17 protein-coding genes, 1 tRNA gene, 1 pseudogene and 1 riboswitch are annotated in these 17119 nt (G+C 58.6%); of the genes and pseudogenes, 17 read left to right on the top strand and 2 right to left on the bottom strand.

Translation table 11 applies throughout. The features are described 5' to 3' along the window. Positions 1-15 precede the first annotated feature (15 nt). From aroQ to SCD_RS13720, 15 genes are all read left to right on the top strand, one after another. Positions 16-405: a type II 3-dehydroquinate dehydratase gene (gene aroQ, locus SCD_RS13790; RefSeq protein WP_051338861.1), complete on the top strand. Its 390-nt coding sequence runs from the start codon at positions 16-18 to the stop codon at positions 403-405. Positions 406-414: 9 nt separating this feature from the next. Further along, positions 415-867 (top strand): acetyl-CoA carboxylase biotin carboxyl carrier protein, encoded by a 453-nt coding sequence (gene accB / locus SCD_RS13785; protein WP_009207454.1) that lies wholly within the window; start codon positions 415-417, stop codon positions 865-867. A 97-nt stretch (positions 868-964) separates the two neighbouring features. After that, positions 965-2323, top strand: a complete 1359-nt coding sequence (gene accC, locus SCD_RS13780; RefSeq protein ID WP_009207455.1) for an acetyl-CoA carboxylase biotin carboxylase subunit — start codon at positions 965-967, stop codon at positions 2321-2323. A gap of 57 nt (positions 2324-2380) precedes the next feature. Further along, positions 2381-3271, top strand: a complete 891-nt coding sequence (gene prmA / locus SCD_RS13775; protein WP_009207456.1) for a 50S ribosomal protein L11 methyltransferase — start codon at positions 2381-2383, stop codon at positions 3269-3271. A 4-nt stretch (positions 3272-3275) separates the two neighbouring features. Continuing rightward, positions 3276-4409 (top strand): DUF3426 domain-containing protein, encoded by a 1134-nt coding sequence (locus SCD_RS13770; RefSeq protein ID WP_009207457.1) that lies wholly within the window; start codon positions 3276-3278, stop codon positions 4407-4409. Positions 4410-4484: 75 nt separating this feature from the next. Then, positions 4485-4576, top strand: a riboswitch (glycine riboswitch). 154 nt (positions 4577-4730) lie between these two features. After that, entirely contained in the window at positions 4731-5816 is a 1086-nt protein-coding gene (gene gcvT / locus SCD_RS13765; protein WP_009207459.1) for a glycine cleavage system aminomethyltransferase GcvT, read from the top strand. Positions 5817-5826: 10 nt separating this feature from the next. Beyond that, positions 5827-6216, top strand: coding sequence for a glycine cleavage system protein GcvH (gene gcvH, locus SCD_RS13760; protein WP_009207460.1), 390 nt, complete (start codon positions 5827-5829; stop codon positions 6214-6216). Positions 6217-6352: 136 nt separating this feature from the next. Then, entirely contained in the window at positions 6353-7780 is a 1428-nt protein-coding gene (gcvPA, locus tag SCD_RS13755) for an aminomethyl-transferring glycine dehydrogenase subunit GcvPA (protein WP_009207461.1), read from the top strand. A gap of 52 nt (positions 7781-7832) precedes the next feature. Beyond that, complete coding sequence (gene tpx, locus SCD_RS13750) at positions 7833-8336, top strand: thiol peroxidase (RefSeq protein ID WP_009207462.1); 504 nt, start codon at positions 7833-7835, stop codon at positions 8334-8336. Between the two features lie 8 nt (positions 8337-8344). After that, complete coding sequence (gene gcvPB / locus SCD_RS13745; protein WP_009207463.1) at positions 8345-9790, top strand: aminomethyl-transferring glycine dehydrogenase subunit GcvPB; 1446 nt, start codon at positions 8345-8347, stop codon at positions 9788-9790. 43 nt (positions 9791-9833) lie between these two features. Continuing rightward, positions 9834-10202 (top strand): diacylglycerol kinase, encoded by a 369-nt coding sequence (locus SCD_RS13740; protein WP_009207464.1) that lies wholly within the window; start codon positions 9834-9836, stop codon positions 10200-10202. Between the two features lie 81 nt (positions 10203-10283). Further along, positions 10284-11222, top strand: coding sequence for a carbohydrate kinase family protein (locus tag SCD_RS13735; RefSeq protein ID WP_009207465.1), 939 nt, complete (start codon positions 10284-10286; stop codon positions 11220-11222). 3 nt (positions 11223-11225) lie between these two features. Continuing rightward, positions 11226-11687, top strand: coding sequence for an outer membrane lipoprotein (locus SCD_RS13730; protein ID WP_009207466.1), 462 nt, complete (start codon positions 11226-11228; stop codon positions 11685-11687). Positions 11688-11853: 166 nt separating this feature from the next. Continuing rightward, positions 11854-12621 carry a GNAT family N-acetyltransferase gene (locus SCD_RS13725; protein WP_009207467.1) on the top strand — a complete coding sequence of 256 codons (768 nt, stop codon included), beginning with the start codon at positions 11854-11856 and terminating at the stop codon, positions 12619-12621. Beyond that, a complete protein-coding gene (locus tag SCD_RS13720; protein ID WP_009207468.1) occupies positions 12590-13423 on the top strand; it encodes a lysophospholipid acyltransferase family protein in 834 nt (277 codons plus the stop codon). The genes SCD_RS13725 and SCD_RS13720 overlap by 32 nt, the downstream gene beginning before the upstream one ends. Here SCD_RS13720 and SCD_RS15980 read toward each other — a convergent pair. Then, positions 13344-14170: pseudogene (locus tag SCD_RS15980) on the bottom strand (symmetrical bis(5'-nucleosyl)-tetraphosphatase). The gene SCD_RS13720 and the pseudogene SCD_RS15980 overlap by 80 nt on opposite strands. Before the next feature lie 128 nt (positions 14171-14298). Between SCD_RS15980 and SCD_RS13710 the strand changes: the two are divergent. After that, positions 14299-16284: a UvrD-helicase domain-containing protein gene (locus tag SCD_RS13710; RefSeq protein ID WP_009207470.1), complete on the top strand. Its 1986-nt coding sequence runs from the start codon at positions 14299-14301 to the stop codon at positions 16282-16284. Positions 16285-16378: 94 nt separating this feature from the next. On the opposite strand, the gene SCD_RS13705 is transcribed toward SCD_RS13710, so the two are convergent. Further along, a complete protein-coding gene (locus SCD_RS13705) occupies positions 16379-16864 on the bottom strand; it encodes a c-type cytochrome (RefSeq protein WP_009207471.1) in 486 nt (161 codons plus the stop codon). A 125-nt stretch (positions 16865-16989) separates the two neighbouring features. Here SCD_RS13705 and SCD_RS13700 point away from each other — a divergent pair. Continuing rightward, a tRNA-Arg gene (locus SCD_RS13700) sits at positions 16990-17066 on the top strand. The last annotated feature ends 53 nt before the right edge of the window (positions 17067-17119 follow it).

The raw sequence follows: 17119 nt of genomic DNA, 5'->3' as shown, positions 1-17119 counted from the left end.
CTGAATTTGCTGGGTATGCGTGAACCGGGTCACTATGGGCTCGCCACTCTGGCACAGATCAATGATCGTCTGCAGCAGATGGCACAGGATGCCGGCGCGATGCTGGAAGACTTTCAGAGCAACAGCGAAACCGAACTGATTAACCGGGTGCAACAGGCAAAAGCCGAGGCGGTGGATTTTATCATCATTAATCCCGCAGCCTATACTCATACCAGTGTTGCATTGCGCGATGCGCTCGCGGCTGTAGCCATTCCCTTTATTGAAGTGCATCTTTCCAACGTGTTTGCGCGTGAGGCATTCCGCCATCATTCATATTTTTCCGATCTGGCTGTTGGTGTTATCAGCGGCCTGGGTGCGAAAGGTTATGAACTGGCGTTGGAGTTCGCGCTGCAACACCAAGCTTAAGGACTAAACATGGATTTACGAAAAGTTAAGAAACTGATCGATCTGGTCAGTGAATCCGGAATTGCCGAACTGGAAATTACCGAAGGCGAAGAAACCGTGCGCATTAGCCGCTATGGTCAGAACCCGCCGCAGCAGATGATGTATTCCCAGCATCAGATGCCTTCCTTCATGCCTGCTACAGCACCTGCCGCCCTCGACGCTGCGCCCGCCGTTGCTGCTCAGCCCGACGGACATCCAGTCAAGTCGCCAATGGTGGGCACGTTTTATCGTGCAGCCTCGCCCGGCTCGAAGGATTTTGTCGAGGTGGGTCAATCCGTGAATGCGGGTGATACCCTCTGCATTATTGAAGCGATGAAGCTGCTCAACGAAATCGAAGCGGACCAGAGTGGCGTTATCAAGGCGATTTTGGTCGAGAATGGCCAGCCCGTTGAATATGGCGAGCCTCTGTTTATTATTGGGTAAGGGGCGAGGGGTTGGAAGGTGAGGGGAGAGGCGGAAATTCAAAACCCTCATCACTTCGCCTCACCCCTCACCACTAACCCCTCACGGAATTTCATAAATGTTTGAAAAAATTCTAATCGCCAACCGTGGCGAAATCGCCCTGCGCATCCAGCGTGCCTGTCGTGAAATGGGCATCAAGACCGTAGCGGTCCATTCCGAGGCGGATGCCGATGCCAAGTATGTAAAGCTCGCCGATGAGTCGGTGTGTATCGGCCCGGCCCAGTCCACCCTGAGCTATCTGCATGTTCCTTCGATCATCAGCGCGGCGGAGGTGACCGATGCCGAGGCGATCCATCCCGGCTACGGATTCCTTTCTGAAAATGCCGATTTCGCCGAGCGGGTGGAGCAAAGCGGTTTCGTGTTCATCGGCCCGCGCCCGGAAACGATCCGCCTGATGGGCGACAAGGTCAGTGCCAAGGATGCGATGAAAGCTTCCGGCGTACCCTGCGTGCCCGGTTCGGAGGGCGCACTGTCGGATGATGCGGACGAGATTATCCGTGCCGCCAAGGATGTCGGTTATCCGGTGATCATCAAGGCGGCCGGTGGCGGTGGCGGACGCGGCATGCGCGTAGTGCATACCGAAGCGGCGCTGCTGAATGCAGTCAGCATGACCAAAAACGAAGCGCAGACGGCATTCGGTAATCCTGTGGTGTACATGGAGAAGTTTCTCGAAAATCCACGTCACATCGAGATCCAGGTGCTGGCTGACGAGCATGGCAATGCAGCGTTCCTGGGCGAGCGCGACTGCTCGATGCAGCGTCGCCATCAGAAGATTATCGAGGAAGCCCCGGCGCCTGGCCTTGATCCCAAGCTGCGCGACAAAATTGGCGAACGTTGCGCCGAAGCCTGCCGCAAAATTGGTTACCGCGGGGCCGGCACCTTCGAGTTCCTGTACGAGAATGGCGAGTTCTTCTTCATTGAAATGAACACTCGCGTCCAGGTTGAGCACCCGGTGACGGAAATGATCACCGGCATCGATATTGTGCAGGAGCAGATCCGTATTGCCGCCGGCCTGAAGTTGAGTTTCAAACAGAAAGATGTCCAGCTCAAAGGGCATTCGATCGAGTGCCGCATCAATGCCGAAGATCCTTACACCTTCGTGCCTTCGCCCGGACGCATCACGGTCTACCATGTGCCCGGCGGTCCCGGAATACGGGTCGATTCGCATGTGTACCAGAATTATGTGGTGCCGCAATACTACGATTCCATGGTCGGCAAGCTGATCGCCTACGGCGCTACTCGCGAGCAGGCCATCGCCCGGATGAAGACCGCGCTTTCCGAAATGGTCATCGAGGGCATCAAGACCAACATCCCTCTGCATCAGGATCTGATGCGTGACGCCGCCTTCGTTCAGGGGGGCACCAGCATTCATTATCTGGAGCACAAGCTGGCCGCTGCGAAAGTGAAGCCTCAGTGATGACCATCAAGCTTTGTCGTAACTAATAAAAGAGCAATACTACTTCAAGGAATCTGCATGGCTTGGCTGTCGCTTAAAATCGAGGCGGATGAACAAACCGCCGGCGTACTGAGCGATGCCCTGCTCGAACTGGGTGCGCTGGCGGCGGACATCGAGGACGCCAATGCAGAAACCGACCGGGAGCAGCCGATCTTCGGCGAGCCGGGCGAGCCGGTCGACAGCCTGTGGCAAAACAGCATCGTCAGCGGATTGTTTGCAGAGGATGCTGATATCCCGGCTATCCTTGCTGCCGCAACCGAAGCCGCCCACCTGACTGGCACTCCGCGTTACCGCGTGGATGCCGTCGCCGAGCAGGACTGGGTCAGGCTGACCCAGTCCCAGTTCGACCCGATCCAGATTTCACCACGGTTGTGGATCATCCCAACCTGGCATACCGCTCCCGACCCCACTGCGATCAATCTCACTCTTGACCCCGGCCTGGCCTTCGGCACCGGCAGCCATCCTACTACCCACCTTTGCCTGCAATGGCTGGAGCGGAATATCCGCGGCGGTGAGTGCGTGCTGGATTACGGCTGCGGCTCGGGCATTCTGGCGATTGCGGCGCTGAAGCTGGGCGCCGGGCGCGTGTTGGGCGTTGACATCGATCCTCAGGCGGTGCTTGCGAGCAAGCAGAATGCCGAGCAGAACCAGGCTGCGGCCGAGTTCTATCTGCCCAATGAAGCCCCGAAAATCCAGGTCGACATAGTCGTCGCCAATATTCTCGCCAACCCGCTCAAGGTGCTGGCGCCGATGCTGGCCCAGGCGGTTCGTCCGGGTGGACAGATCGTGCTGTCCGGTGTGTTGGCTCCCCAGGCAGAAGAGACTCTGGCTGTCTACCGGCAATGGTTCGATATCGACATTGCCGGTGAGGTTGAGGGTTGGGTGTGCCTGGCTGGAGTAAAGAGGTAATACCATGGTGATGGTCACCACCTGTCCAGCTTGTCATACCCGTTTCAGAGTAACTTCGGAACAGATGGAAGCGCATGGCGGTGACGTGCGCTGCGGGCGCTGTGCCAAGGTATTCAATGCTCATGTTTGTTTGGAACATGAACTGGTGGAACTTCAGCATGAAGGGCAGTCCAGGCTCCAGTTCGAAGAATCCGGTGATCAGGCCGTGTTGCCTGAAGAAGCGGCAAAGCAGCCGCCTGCAGAGGCAGAGGCAGAGGCAGAGGCAGAGGCAGAGGCAGAGGCAGAGGCAGAGGCAGAGGCAGAGGCAGAAGAATCCCCGGCGGTGGAGCTTGCAGGATCTTCGTTTGAAGAAGCTCCGGTTGAAGTTGAAGAAGCGCTCGCGCCACCACTTCAAGCGGTGGATGAGTTGGTGCCCGAATCTCCTGCGGAAGTGGAGGGTTCCATTCCTGAATGGGACGAGGCAGCCTTGTATGAAATGTACGCGGCGGCAGGGTTTCAGTTAGAAGAATCCGCTGTTCCGGCTCCCGAGGAATTTGTCACAGCTGAACCCGACACCGTTGAGCCGGTCACGCTGGCGCCGCAGATTGTTCCTGAGCCCGTTCCCGAGCGGCCTGTTGTGCAGGACACTATTGTCGAAATTGAGGAAGAGCCGAAAAAACGCCGATTTTTCTGGCTGTGGTTGATTGGCATCCTCCTGCTCTTGGCGAGTATAGGTGTTCAGGGGGTATACTTTTTCCGCTCCGATCTGGCTGCTCACTACCCTGAATTCAAGCCGTTGCTGCAGCAGCTCTGCGGCGTACTGAAGTGCAGCATCCGTCTGCCCGCTAACCCGGATTTGCTCAGCATCGAGACTTCCAACCTCGAAGCTGATCCGCAGCAAGCCAATCTGGTAGCGCTCAACGCTATTCTGCGTAATCGCGCCAAGCTCGCCCAGGAATATCCACAATTCGAACTGACCCTGACCGATACCCAGGACAGGATGATCGCACGGCGAATCTTTACTCCCAGAGAATACGCGAAAAGTGCCGACTTCAACCGCGGTATGGCGCCGAACGAGGAGGTGACGGTGAAACTGTATCTCGACCTGGGCGACCTGAAAGCAGCGGGTTATCGGGTTCTCCTGTTTTATCCGCAATAAAACAGCCGTTACTCAATCCGTTGATTTTGTCGCCTTGTCACGATCAGCGCGGATAAGGTATAGTTCACGCTGCCAAGAACCCATGCGGGAGAGCGTGCGATTATTTTCGCACCACCGAAGGCGCAACCACCCGTAACCGCTCAGGTATCAGGAACCGCATGGAACACGGCAACTCTGGAGAGAGGCGGCTAGAACCGCCCACCGAAGGGGCACGCGATGGTCTTGACCATCGTAATCTCTCAGGTACGCAGGACAGAGGGGTGAAGCCGGCTATCCGGCTTCACCCCTTTTTTCATTTCTGGTACGGGACTAACAAGAATTATGCTGAAACAAACGCCACTTAATCAAACCCACCGCGACATGGGTGCCCGCATGGTCGATTTCGGCGGCTGGGACATGCCGGTGAACTACGGTTCCCAGATCGAGGAGCACCATCAGGTGCGCCGCGCTGCCGGCATGTTCGACGTCTGTCACATGCTGGTGGTGGACGTCACCGGTATCGGCATCCGTGAATTTCTCCAAACTTTGCTCGCCAATAACGTCGACAAATTGAAAGAGCCCGGCAAGGCGCTCTATTCCTGCATGCTGAATCCGGCCGGCGGCGTGATCGACGACCTGATCGTGTATTTCATGCGTGAGGACTGGTTCCGTATCGTGGTCAACGCCGGCACGGCGGACAAGGATGTGGCATGGATAGAGCTGCAACGCACCGCCCATGCGCCGCAACTGACCATCCGGCCGCGCCGCGACCTGGCAATGATCGCGGTGCAAGGCCCGCAGGCGCGGGAGAAAGTGTGGCAGGCGATCCCCGCTGCCCGCGCTGCGACCGAATCTCTCAAGCCGTTTCAGGCTGCCGAATTCGACCAGTATTTTATCGGGCGTACTGGCTATACTGGCGAGGATGGCTTCGAGATCATGCTGCCGGTGGCGGAAGCAGCGGACTTGTGGAAAACGCTGAACACGCTGGGCGTCGCACCGATCGGCCTGGGTGCGCGCGACACGCTGCGTCTGGAAGCCGGGATGAATCTTTATGGTCAGGACATGGGTGAGGAAGTGAACCCGCTCGAAGCTGGACTGGCATGGACCGTGGAACTGACCAGTCCGCGCGACTTCATCGGCAAGCCGGCGCTGTTGGCGAAGCCGGTGAAAATGCAGATGCTGGGACTGGTTTTGCTTGATAAGGGCGTGCTGCGCGGCCACCAGAAAGTGGCTACTCCTCACGGCGCGGGAGAGATCACCAGCGGCAGTTTTTCCCCCACCCTGAACCAGTCCATCGCCTTCGCCAGTTTGCCGCTCGGAGTGGCGGTTGGGGATGTGGTGCAGGTCGAAATTCGTGACAAATTACTCAACGCAAAAGTGGTGAAGCTGCCCTTTGCTCGCAATGGCAAAAGCCTGATAAACATTTAAGGAGAAACACATGAGTATTCCCGGCGATCTGAAATATACCAAATCCCACGAATGGACCCGGAGCGAGGCCGACGGCACGGTCATGGTCGGCATCACCCACCATGCTCAGGAACTGCTGGGCGACATGGTGTACGTGGAAACCCCCGCTGTCGGCCGTCAGCTTGCCGCCGGCGAAGAGTGCGCCGTGGTGGAATCGGTCAAGGCGGCTTCAGATGTCTACGCCCCGGTAGCGGGCGAAGTGATTGCCGTCAACGCCGACGTGGTGGACGCGCCCGAAAAAATCAACCAGGATGCCTACGCAGCCTGGATGTTCAAGATGAAGCCGAGCAATCCTGCCGACCTGGATGGGCTGCTCGCTGCTGCCGCCTATCAGACGCTGGTGGAGAGTGAAGCGCACTAATGATTCGTGAGGGGTTAAGGGTGAGGGGTGAGAAGGTGAGGGGTGAGGCGGATGGTCATCCCCACCACCGCACTGTTTTTGACTTTCCCCCTCACCCCTAACGCCTCACCCCTCACCACTTTTCCAGAGAAAAACCATGCCCTTCATTCCCCATACCGAAGAAGATATTCAGTCCATGCTAGCCAGCATAGGCGCGGCCTCGATCGAAGATTTGTTCGACGAAATTCCGGTTGCGCTGCGCGCCGACCGGCTTGAAAGCGTGCCACCGGCCCTGAACGAGATGGCTGCAGGCCGCCTGATGCAGGAACGGGCGGAACAGGATGGGCGCTATCTGAATTTTATCGGTGCCGGCGCCTACGAGCACCACATACCGGCGGCAGTGTGGCAGATTGCCGGCCGCGGCGAATTCTATTCCGCCTACACGCCTTACCAGGCGGAGGCGAGCCAGGGCACGCTGCAGCTGCTGTACGAATTCCAGACCATGATGGCCTCGTTGACCGGCATGGACATCTCCAATGCCAGCCTGTACGACGGTGCTTCCGGCTTGGCCGAAGCAGTGTTGATGGCGGTGCGCGCACACAAGTCGGCACGCCGTGTTCTGGTGCCGGCAGCGGTGCATCCGATCTGGCGTCAGGTGACCGATGCCTTGGTAAAAAATCAGGGTATCGAATTGATTCCCGTACCCTATGATGCTCGCAGTGGAAGCACCGTGGCCGAATCGCTGAAAAGCTTCGAAGGCGAGGATTTTGCTGCGCTGGTGATACAGCAGCCGAATTTCTTCGGCGTGCTGGAGGAAGTCGACGAACTGACCGATTGGGCTCATGCCCAGGGTATGCTGGTTATCGGCGCGGTCAATCCGATCTCCCTCGGCATGCTCAAGGCGCCTGGTCAGTGGGGAAGCAAGGGCGCCGACATCGCCGTAGGCGAGGGGCAGCCGCTGGGCGCGCCGCTATCGTCGGGCGGTCCCTATTTCGGTTTTCTGTGCTGCAAGCAGGCGCTGGCGCGGCAGATGCCGGGGCGTATCGTCGGCCGCACGGTGGACATGGACGGCAAGCCCGGCTTCTGCCTGACACTGCAGGCGCGCGAGCAGCATATCCGCCGTGCCAAGGCGACCTCCAACATCTGCACCAACCAGGGGTTGATGGCCACAGCGGCGACGGTTCATCTCGCACTGCTCGGCCAGGAAGGCCTGGAGCGCGTCGCGGCGGCCTGCCACGCCAACACCCGGATGCTGGCCGAGCAGGCGTGCCTGATTGCGGGGGTGGAGCGGGTATTTTCCAACCTCTTCTTCCACGAGGTGGTGATTACCTTCGATCTCCCCGTCGCCGACGTGCTACGCGCCATGGAGGCTCAGGGCATAATGGGAGGGCTGGACTTGACGCCCTGGTATCCGGAGCTGGGCAACGCCCTGCTGGTTTGCGCCACGGAAACCAAAACCCAGGAAGACATCCGGAAATTCCTGGAAAATCTGGAACGCATCGTTTCCCGACGCAGTTCCGGCCCTGCCTGTACTAGACTTAAGCCTGCCGCTGATAATCCGTTTTACCAAAACGGGAACAAATGAAATGGATTACTGGCAAGTAGTAAGTTTGAAACCCTGAAAAAGGAGCGCGATCATGGCAACTGTAACTCTGGAAGGCAACCCCCTCGAAGTTCTCGGTCATTTCCCGCGGCCGGTAGAATCGGTGCACAGCTTCATGCTGGTGGACAAGAACCTGAACGATATTTCCCTGAGCCAGTTCGAGGGAAAGCGCAAAATCCTGAGTATCGTGCCGAGCATCGATACGCCGGTTTGTGCGACTTCAACGCGTCAGTTCAATCGGGAAGCGAGCCAGCTCGATAATGTCGTGGTGCTGGTGATTTCCGCCGACCTGCCGTTTGCCCAGGCGCGCTTCTGCGGCGCTGAAGGGTTGAACAACGTGATCATGCTTTCCACCCTGCGCGGACGCGATTTTTCCAAGGACTACGGCGTGCTGATCAAGACCTATCCGCTTGCCGGCTTGTGCGCCAGGGCGGTGATCGTGCTGGACGAGCACGACCGCGTGCTTTATTCGCAGCTGGTGCCGGAAATAACCGATGAACCTGATTACGATGCGGCGCTGGCCGCAGTCAAAGGATAATTCATAGCATGTTGATTTTCGAACTGTCCCGTCCGGGACGCAAAAACCTGGCCCAAGCTCCCGCGGCCAAGCCTGAAGCGAACGATATTCCAGCCCATTTGCGTCGCGGCGATAAACCGCTGCTGCCTGAAGTCTCCGAGATGGACGCAGTACGTCATTACACCCGGCTGTCGCAGAAGAACTTCTCGATCGATACCCACTTCTATCCGCTCGGCTCCTGCACCATGAAATACAACCCGCGCGGCGCCAACCAGCATGCCATGTTGCCGCAGTTTCTGGCACGCCACCCGCTGGCGTCGGAGGCTACCGGACAGGGCGTGCTTGCCTGTCTGCACGAACTGCAGGAAATGCTCAAGGATGTGACCGGCATGGCCGCGGTTTCGCTCACACCGATGGCGGGTGCCCAGGGTGAGTTCGCCGGGGTGGCGATGATCCGCGCCTATCACGTTTCCCGCAATGATGCGGCCCGTACCGAAATGCTAGTGCCGGATGCAGCGCACGGCACCAATCCGGCCTCGGCGGTGATGTGTGGCTATACCGTCAGGGAAATTCCCACTGACCGCGATGGCAATGTCGATCTGGAAGCGCTCAGGGCAACCGTCGGGCCAAACACTGCCGGACTGATGCTGACCAATCCCTCCACCCTCGGGGTGTTCGAAAAGAATATCAGCGAGATGCAGCAGATCGTCCACCAAGCCGGCGGTCTGACCTACTACGACGGCGCCAATCTCAACGCCATCCTGGGTCGGGTCAAGCCGGGCGACATGGGTTTCGACGTGATCCACGTCAACCTGCACAAAACCTTTTCCACCCCGCACGGCGGTGGTGGACCCGGTTCTGGCCCGGTGGGTGTCAGTGAGCGCCTGCTGCCGTTCCTGCCGATACCGGTGGTCGCTTTCGAGTCCGGTCGCTACCGTCTGGTGACGGAAAAGGATCTGCCGCAAAGCATCGGACGTCTTTCCGGCTTCATGGGCAATATCGGTGTCCTGCTGCGCGCCTATTCCTACGCGCGCATGCTGGGCGCGGAAGGGATGCGCCGCGTGGCGGATTTCGCCACCCTCAACGCCAATTACCTGATGGCGGAACTGAGCAAGGCCGGCTTCGATATCGCCTTTCCGCAGCGTCGTGCCAGCCACGAGTTCATCGTCACCCTCAAGGGCCTCAAGGAGCAAACCGGGGTGAGCGCGATGGACGTGGCCAAGCGCCTGCTCGACAAGGGCTTCCATGCGCCCACCACCTATTTTCCGATGCTGGTGCCGGAATGCCTGCTGATCGAGCCGACCGAAACCGAGTCGAAACAGACGCTAGATGCCTTCGTCGCGGCATTGAAGGAAATTCTGGACGAGGCCCATGCCAATCCGGAACTGGTCAAGACTGCGCCCCACACCATGCCAGTGCGGCGTCTCGATGACGTCAAGGCAGCACGCGAGTTGGATCTGGTGTGGAAGGCTTAGCCTTCATCAATCTGTAACACGCATCCCATAAACTGGCTTCAACATGGAAAGCCCGCACAAAGGCAAGACCGGCCTGAAACGCCTGTGGAACGCTTTCCACTACTCCCTGGCAGGATTCAAGGCCGCCTACCAGAACGAGGACGCTTTCCGGCAGGAATCTCTGCTGGCAGCGGTCCTGATTCCGCTCGCGCTGTTCCTGCCGGCGGGGGTAGTCGGCAAGGCGCTGATGATTGCCAGCGTGCTGCTGGTGCTTATCGTCGAACTGCTCAATTCGGCGGTGGAAGCCACGGTAGACCGCATTTCTCTGGAAAACCACCATCTGGCCAAACGGGCCAAGGACATCGGCAGCGCTGCTGTGTTGTTGAGCTTGATCAACCTCGCAGTGGTCTGGGTGCTGGTGTTGTTAGGTTAGGCTGTCACGGCTCGGGGAACTACGTCCGCCGCCTGGCGCTAAGCTGTTATAATCTACCGGAATTCATTTCCGGAGTAACCCATGCGCACATTGATTTGCGGCTCTCTCGCCTACGACACCATCATGGTGTTTCATGACCACTTCAAGAACCATATCCTGCCAGATCAGATCCACATTCTCAACGTCGCCTTCCTGGTGCCGGACATGCGGCGAGAGTACGGCGGTTGCGCCGGCAATATCGCCTACAATCTGGAGATGATCGGCGGCGAGCCGCAGATCATGGCGACCGTGGGCGACGATTTTCAGTCCTATGCGAAGCGACTTGAGAAGCTCGGTCTGGCGCAGGAGCATGTGCGCAGCGTCCCCGAAACCTTCACGGCTCAGGCCTTCATCACCACCGATCTGGCAGACAACCAGATCACCGCTTTTCACCCCGGCGCCATGAACTATTCCCATCACAATCATATTGGCGATGCGAAGAATGTAGGCCTGGGCATCGTCGCGCCGGACGGCCGGGAAGGCATGCTGCAGCATGCCCGGGAATTCCACGAAGCGGGGATTCCTTTCGTGTTCGATCCCGGCCAGGGCCTGCCGATGTTCGGCGGCGAGGAATTGCTGAATTTCGTCGAGCTGGCGGATTATGTCGCTCTCAATGATTACGAGGCACAGCTGTTGCAGGAGCGCACCGGACAGAAAATCGAGCAGCTAGCGAAACTTGTCAAGGCCCTGATTGTCACAAGGGGTGGACAGGGGTCGGAGATTTATGCCGATGGTCAACGTCACGAAATCCCTTGCGTTAAAGCACAGGAGGTAATTGATCCCACCGGTTGCGGCGATGCATACCGGGCCGGCTTGTTGTACGGGATTGCTCGCGGCATGGACTGGCAGATGACCGGGCGGCTGGCTTCGCTGCTGGGCGCGGTCAAAATCGCCAGCCGTGGCGGGCAGAATCACACGCTAGCACGCGAAGAACTGCACTCGCGTTTTAAGGAACACTTCGGAATCAACCTTGAGGATTAAACGATGAATATCGGACTGGTGAAATTGATGGCGGTTGCGGCGATATCGGTTGCGGTGCTCGGCGGCTGCGCATCGAGCATGTCGGGCAGTGCTTATAGCCGCGGTCAGGCACGTCAGGTGCAGGAAGTTAAAATGGGCGTGGTGGAAAGCGTGCGTCAAGTCAAGATCGAGGGCACCCAAAGTCCGGTCGGAACCGGTGCGGGTGCGGTGATTGGCGGCATCGCCGGCAGCAATGTCGGCGGGGGCAAGGGCAGTACCGTGGCCACGATACTCGGCGCCGTGGCCGGTGGCGTGGCAGGTTCCGTGATCGAAGAGGGTGTGATGAGCAAGGCTGGTCTGGAAATCACCGTCAAGCTGGATAACGGCCACATGATCGCCGTCACCCAGGAAGCCGACGAACAGTTCAGGGTCGGTGAGCGGGTACGGATATTGTCTGGCGGTGGTGTTACACGCGTCACTCATTGATGCTCCAGTATGGTAGGCCGGGCTGAAGCTCGGCCTACAGTTTCACGCTTCAACATGACGGGCTATTAACTACCAAGGCCTGTCATATAAATGTCATTCTGCCGACATTCTGCCGTAACACGCTTCGCTTATTGTTCCTCCATCCATCAACGGACAGGAGGAGAAAATGCAATTACAACAGGCGAAAACGCCGGACAGCGCGGTATCAAAGAAACTTTTTGTCTCTTACGCACAGTCAGCTGACGAGGTGAAACAGGCGCAACGCCTGCGTTACCGGGTGTTTGCAGACGAAATGGGCGCACGCCTGTCGGGGAGTGAGGCCGGGCTGGACCAGGATATTTATGATCCGTTCTGCGAGCATCTCCTGGTGCGCGACGGCGATACCGGTGAAGTGGTCGGCACCTATCGCATACTCCCGCCGGATCGGGCAAAGAAAATTGGCGGGCTGTACTCGGCCAGCGAGTTCGATCTTACGCGCCTGCTGCATCTTTCCCCCAGCATGGTGGAGGTGGGGCGTTCCTGCGTACATCCCGATTACCGCAATGGCGCAACCATCAGCCTGCTTTGGTCGGGGTTGGCGAAGTACATGCTTAACCACGGCTATGAATACCTGATGGGTTGTGCCAGTGTCAGCATGGCAGATGGTGGACACGGTGCCGCCAGCCTTTATAATAACCTCAGAGTCGATAACATGAGTCCCATCGAGTGGCGCGTTTTTCCGCGTTGCGCGTTGCCCCTGGACAAGCTCACTCGCGAGTCTTTCGTGACTGCTCCTCTGCCCCCGCTGCTCAAGGGGTACTTGCAAGCAGGCGCTTACATTTGCGGCGATCCCGCTTGGGATCCCGATTTCAATACTGCGGACTTTCTGGTGCTGTTGCCCATGTCCAAGGTGAACAGGCGATATGCACGACACTTCCTGGGAGCGGCCGCTTAATCGGAGTAATGGCGTACTGACCCGCAACTGGCGGCTGGTCCGGCTCGTCCTTCATCTGCTGGTGGGGGTGGTCAAGGCGGCGCTGTTACTTCCTCTGGTAGGCAGGGCTCGGCGCACAGAGCTGATCCGCCGCTGGTCGGTACGTGTACTTGCCATTCTCAATGTCAGGCTCAGCGTCAGGGGCAAGGTGCCGGACATTTCGGCGGCGGGCGTGATGTTCGTCGCCAACCACATTTCATGGCTGGATATTTACCTGCTGGATGCAGTCTGCCCGGTGCGTTTCGTTTCCAAGGCAGAGGTGCGCGCCTGGCCGGTGATCGGCTGGCTGGCGGTAAAGATCGGCACCTTGTTCATCGAAAGAACGCGGCGCCATGACACGGCGCGTGCCGGTCGGGAAGTGGTCGATGCCCTCATGCAGGGGGATTGCGTGGCGGTGTTTCCCGAAGGCACTACCAGCAACGGCACCTTGCTGCGGCCGTTCCATGCTTCACTGCTGCAATCGGCAATCAACAGCGGAGCTCCGCTCTGGCCGGTGGCGATCCGCTACCTGCACCGCGACGGTACGGCAAATTTATCTCCGGCCTATGTGGACGAGATGAGCTTCGCCGACTCCCTGTTCAGAATATTGAATGAACCGGAACTGGTAGCGGAGATTGCCTATCTTGAGCTGCTGCCGGTTCAGGGGCGCAGCCGGCGCGAACTCGCCGCGTTGGCAGAGCAGGCTATTGCCAATGCGTTGAACTTGTCAGCGCCTTGCAGGAAATCTGATAAATCTGTCGATCCTCCAGCCGTACTGCCGTAAGGTCTCCTCCCCACAAACAGCCGGTATCCAGCGCCATCAGATTGCTGCGCACCTGTAGCCCCAACGCCGACCAGTGGCCGAAAATCAGGGTGGAGTCAGCGCTTTTCCGGTTAGGAGCTTCATACCAGGGTAGATGGCCCGCCGGGAATATCTCCGGCGGCCCTTTGTGGTCGAATTCCATTACTCCTTCCGGGGTGCAGAAGCGCAGCCGCGTCATCGCGTTGGTGATCATGCGCAGCCGTGCCATTCCACGCAGGTCCTTGCTCCAGGATCTGGGTTCGTTGCCGTACATGCGCTCGAAGAAATCGAGGTAATGCTTGCTGCGCAGTTCCTGCTCGACTTCATGGGCTAGGGCGGCGGCTTTCTTCACCGACCATTGCGGCAGCAGACCGGCATGCACCAGCGCATAATCGCCCTCTGCATAAAACAGGCGCTGGTGGCGCAGCCAGTCGCACAGTTCGGCACGGTCGGGCGCCGCCAGCACTTGCTCGATCGTATCCTTGCGATGCGGTTTGACGAAGCCGTAGGCGACTGCCAGCAGATGCAGGTCGTGGTTGCCGAGCACGACCCCGCCTTGTCGCCCAGCGACTTTGCCCAGCGCAGCACCGCCAGCGAATCCGGTCCACGGTTGACCAGGTCGCCCACCAGCCACAGCCGGTCGCGCGTGGGGTCGAAGTCGATTTTTTGCAGCAATAGCTGCAGCGCCTGAAAGCAGCCTTGAATGTCGCCGATGGCGTATGTAGACATAGTCCTGAGTCCTGAGTGCCAAGTCCTGAGCGGGGGGGGTAGAGGGTATTTTACAGGGGTCGTATTGCTCATGTGTTAAAATTAGCGCCAGTGCTACTCAGCACTCAGCACTCAGGACTCAGCACTTAATGCTTTCCCATCTCAATGCCCCGCAGCGCGAAGCGGTGAAATATCTCGACGGTCCGCTGCTGGTGCTGGCCGGCGCAGGCAGTGGCAAGACCCGCGTGATCACCCACAAGATCGCCTACCTGATCGAGGAATGCGGCTTTTCGCCTGCCCACATCGCCGCCATCACCTTCACCAACAAGGCAGCGCGCGAGATGTCCGAGCGCGCGGCCAAGCTGTTGCAGGGCAAGCCCAGCCGGGGGCTGACCGTTACCACCTTCCATTCGCTGGGGATGCAGATACTGCGCAAGGATGCCGCGCACCTCGGCTACAAGCCGCGGTTCTCGATATTCGATGCCGCCGATGCGGCCCAGATCATCAGCGATATCATCAAGACCACCGACAAGGGCGAAATCCGGGGCGTGCAGCAGCGCATCTCGCTGTGGAAAAACTCGCTGATCTCGCCCGACCTAGCATTGAATCAGTCCGAGAACGACCTCGAGCAGCATGCCGCAAAAACTTACCTGGCCTACCAGGACACCTTGCGCGCCTATCAGGCGGTGGACTTCGACGACCTCATCCGCCTGCCGGTGGAACTGTTCAGCACGGTTCCCGAAGTGCTCGAAAAATGGCGCAGCAAGCTGCGCTACCTGCTGATCGACGAATACCAGGATACCAACGGCTGCCAGTACCAGCTGCTGCGGCAGCTGACCGGCAGCGGCGGGGCTTTTACCGCGGTGGGTGACGATGACCAGGCGATCTATGGCTGGCGCGGCGCGGACATCAAGAACCTGCACACCTTGCGCGAGGACTACGATCGTCTGCACGTGGTCAAGTTGGAGCAGAACTACCGTTCCACCATTCGCATCCTGCGCGTGGCGAATAGCTTGATCGCCAACAACACCAAGCTGTTCGAGAAGAAATTATGGAGCGACCTCGGTCTCGGCGACCCGATCAATGTGATGGCCGCCAAGGACGAGGAGCACGAGGCGGAGAGCGTGGTGATGCGGATGCTGGCGCACAAGTTCGAACATCGTACCCGCTTCGCCGATTACGCCATTCTGTATCGCGGCAACCATCAGGCGCGGGTGTTCGAGCAGCAGCTGCGTAACGAGCGCATCCCGTACCAGCTGAGCGGCGGCAGCTCGTTTTTCGACAAGCCCGAGATCAAGGATGTGATCGCCTATTTGCGTCTGCTGGCCAATAGCGACGACGATCCGGCTTTCATCCGCGCCGTCACTGCGCCGAAAAAAGGAATCGGCACACAAACCCTGGAAAAGCTTGGAAACTATTCCGCGCAACGCCACCAGAGCCTGTTCGCCACCGCCTTCGAAGCCGGTGCGGAAAACCAGCTCGGCACCAGGCAATACCATGCCCTGATGGAGTTTTGCCAGTTCATCAACAATCTGCAATTCCGAGCCGAACGGGAATCCGCAGCGGTCATCATCGAGGATCTGCTCAAGGCGATCGGCTACGAGGCGCACCTGTTCGACAGCGAAGAGCCGCGCGCGGCGGAAAGCAAATGGAACAACGTGCGGGATTTCGTTGCCTGGCTGTCGAAGAAGGGCGAAGAGGACGGCAAGAACATCATCGAACTGACCCAGACTATCGCCCTGATCAACATCCTGGATAACCGCGACAGCCAGGATCTGGATGCGGTGCGCCTGTCCACCCTGCATGCGGCGAAGGGGCTGGAGTATCCCCATGTGTTCCTGGTCGGCGTGGAGGACGGCATCCTGCCGCACCGTGAATGTATCGACAACGGTCTGGTGGAGGAGGAGCGCCGCCTGATGTACGTCGGCATTACTCGTGCCCAGCGCGGCCTGACCCTGAGCTATTGCTCGAAGCGCAAGCGCGGCCGCGAATGGCAGGCCTGCGAGCCGAGCCGCTTCATCGCCGAACTGGCGCAGGACGACTTGCGCATCAGCGGACGGGAAAGCGCGCCGGAAGTGCGGAAAGCGGAAGGCGCGGCAGCGATGGCGGCCATGAAGGCGATGCTGAAAAAATAAGGGCAACTAAAAAGTCGCCCTTATTCCGAATCCATTTCAAGCTTCCACCCCGATCCTCTCCTCAACGGGGGAGAGGATCGGGGGTGAGGAGTTTTTACTTCGACAGTCCGATCAGGTGTTCCACCGCAGCTTTTACTTCATCGTCAGACAGAGCCGGGTTGCCGCCTTTAGCCGGCATCGCGCCGGATTTTCCGGTAAAGCCACCGATGGCATGTTTGAACAGGGTGTCTTTGCCTTGGCTGATACGCGGACCCCAGGCGCCTTTGTCGCCAGCCTTCGGTGCGCCCGCAGCGCCGGTAGCATGGCAAGCCTGGCACAGGCCTTCGTAGACTTTCTTGCCATCCACCACGCCGCCAGCATCAGGCTTGGCTTCGCCGATGGCAACTTCGCCTACTGGTTTCAGACGTTTGGTAATTTCTTCCGTTGCCGCTTGGGTATCTACAGCGTCAACGTGGGTGGTCTGGATGCCCATGACCAATTTGAAAATCAGGAACGCAACGATCAGCACCGGGATCAGCGCACCTACCAGGGCGAGCAGGAATTGCGTAACTGTGGTTTTTTTCATTTCGTGGCCACTCATGGGGAAATCCTTGTCTTGTGTAATGTCGAAAACCCGTAATTATAACGGTAATTCAGTCAACTGCAAAAGTCCGGCATGGACGTTGCCGTAAAAAACCGCTATGATTTGCGCCTGATTTTCACAATGCGCCCGTAGCTCAGCTGGATAGAGTATTGGTTTCCGAAGCCAAGGGTCGCGCGTTCGAATCGCGCCGGGCGCACCATTCTGATACAAGCTGGGCACCCCAAAATAAGGGGTGCCCAGCTTCCATTTTTA

It is taken from the genome of Sulfuricella denitrificans skB26 (assembly GCF_000297055.2).
Classification (GTDB): Bacteria; Pseudomonadota; Gammaproteobacteria; order Burkholderiales; family Sulfuricellaceae; genus Sulfuricella; species Sulfuricella denitrificans.
The sequence above is the reverse complement of the archived record's forward strand: the minus strand, read 5'-3'. Positions and strand labels throughout refer to the sequence as shown.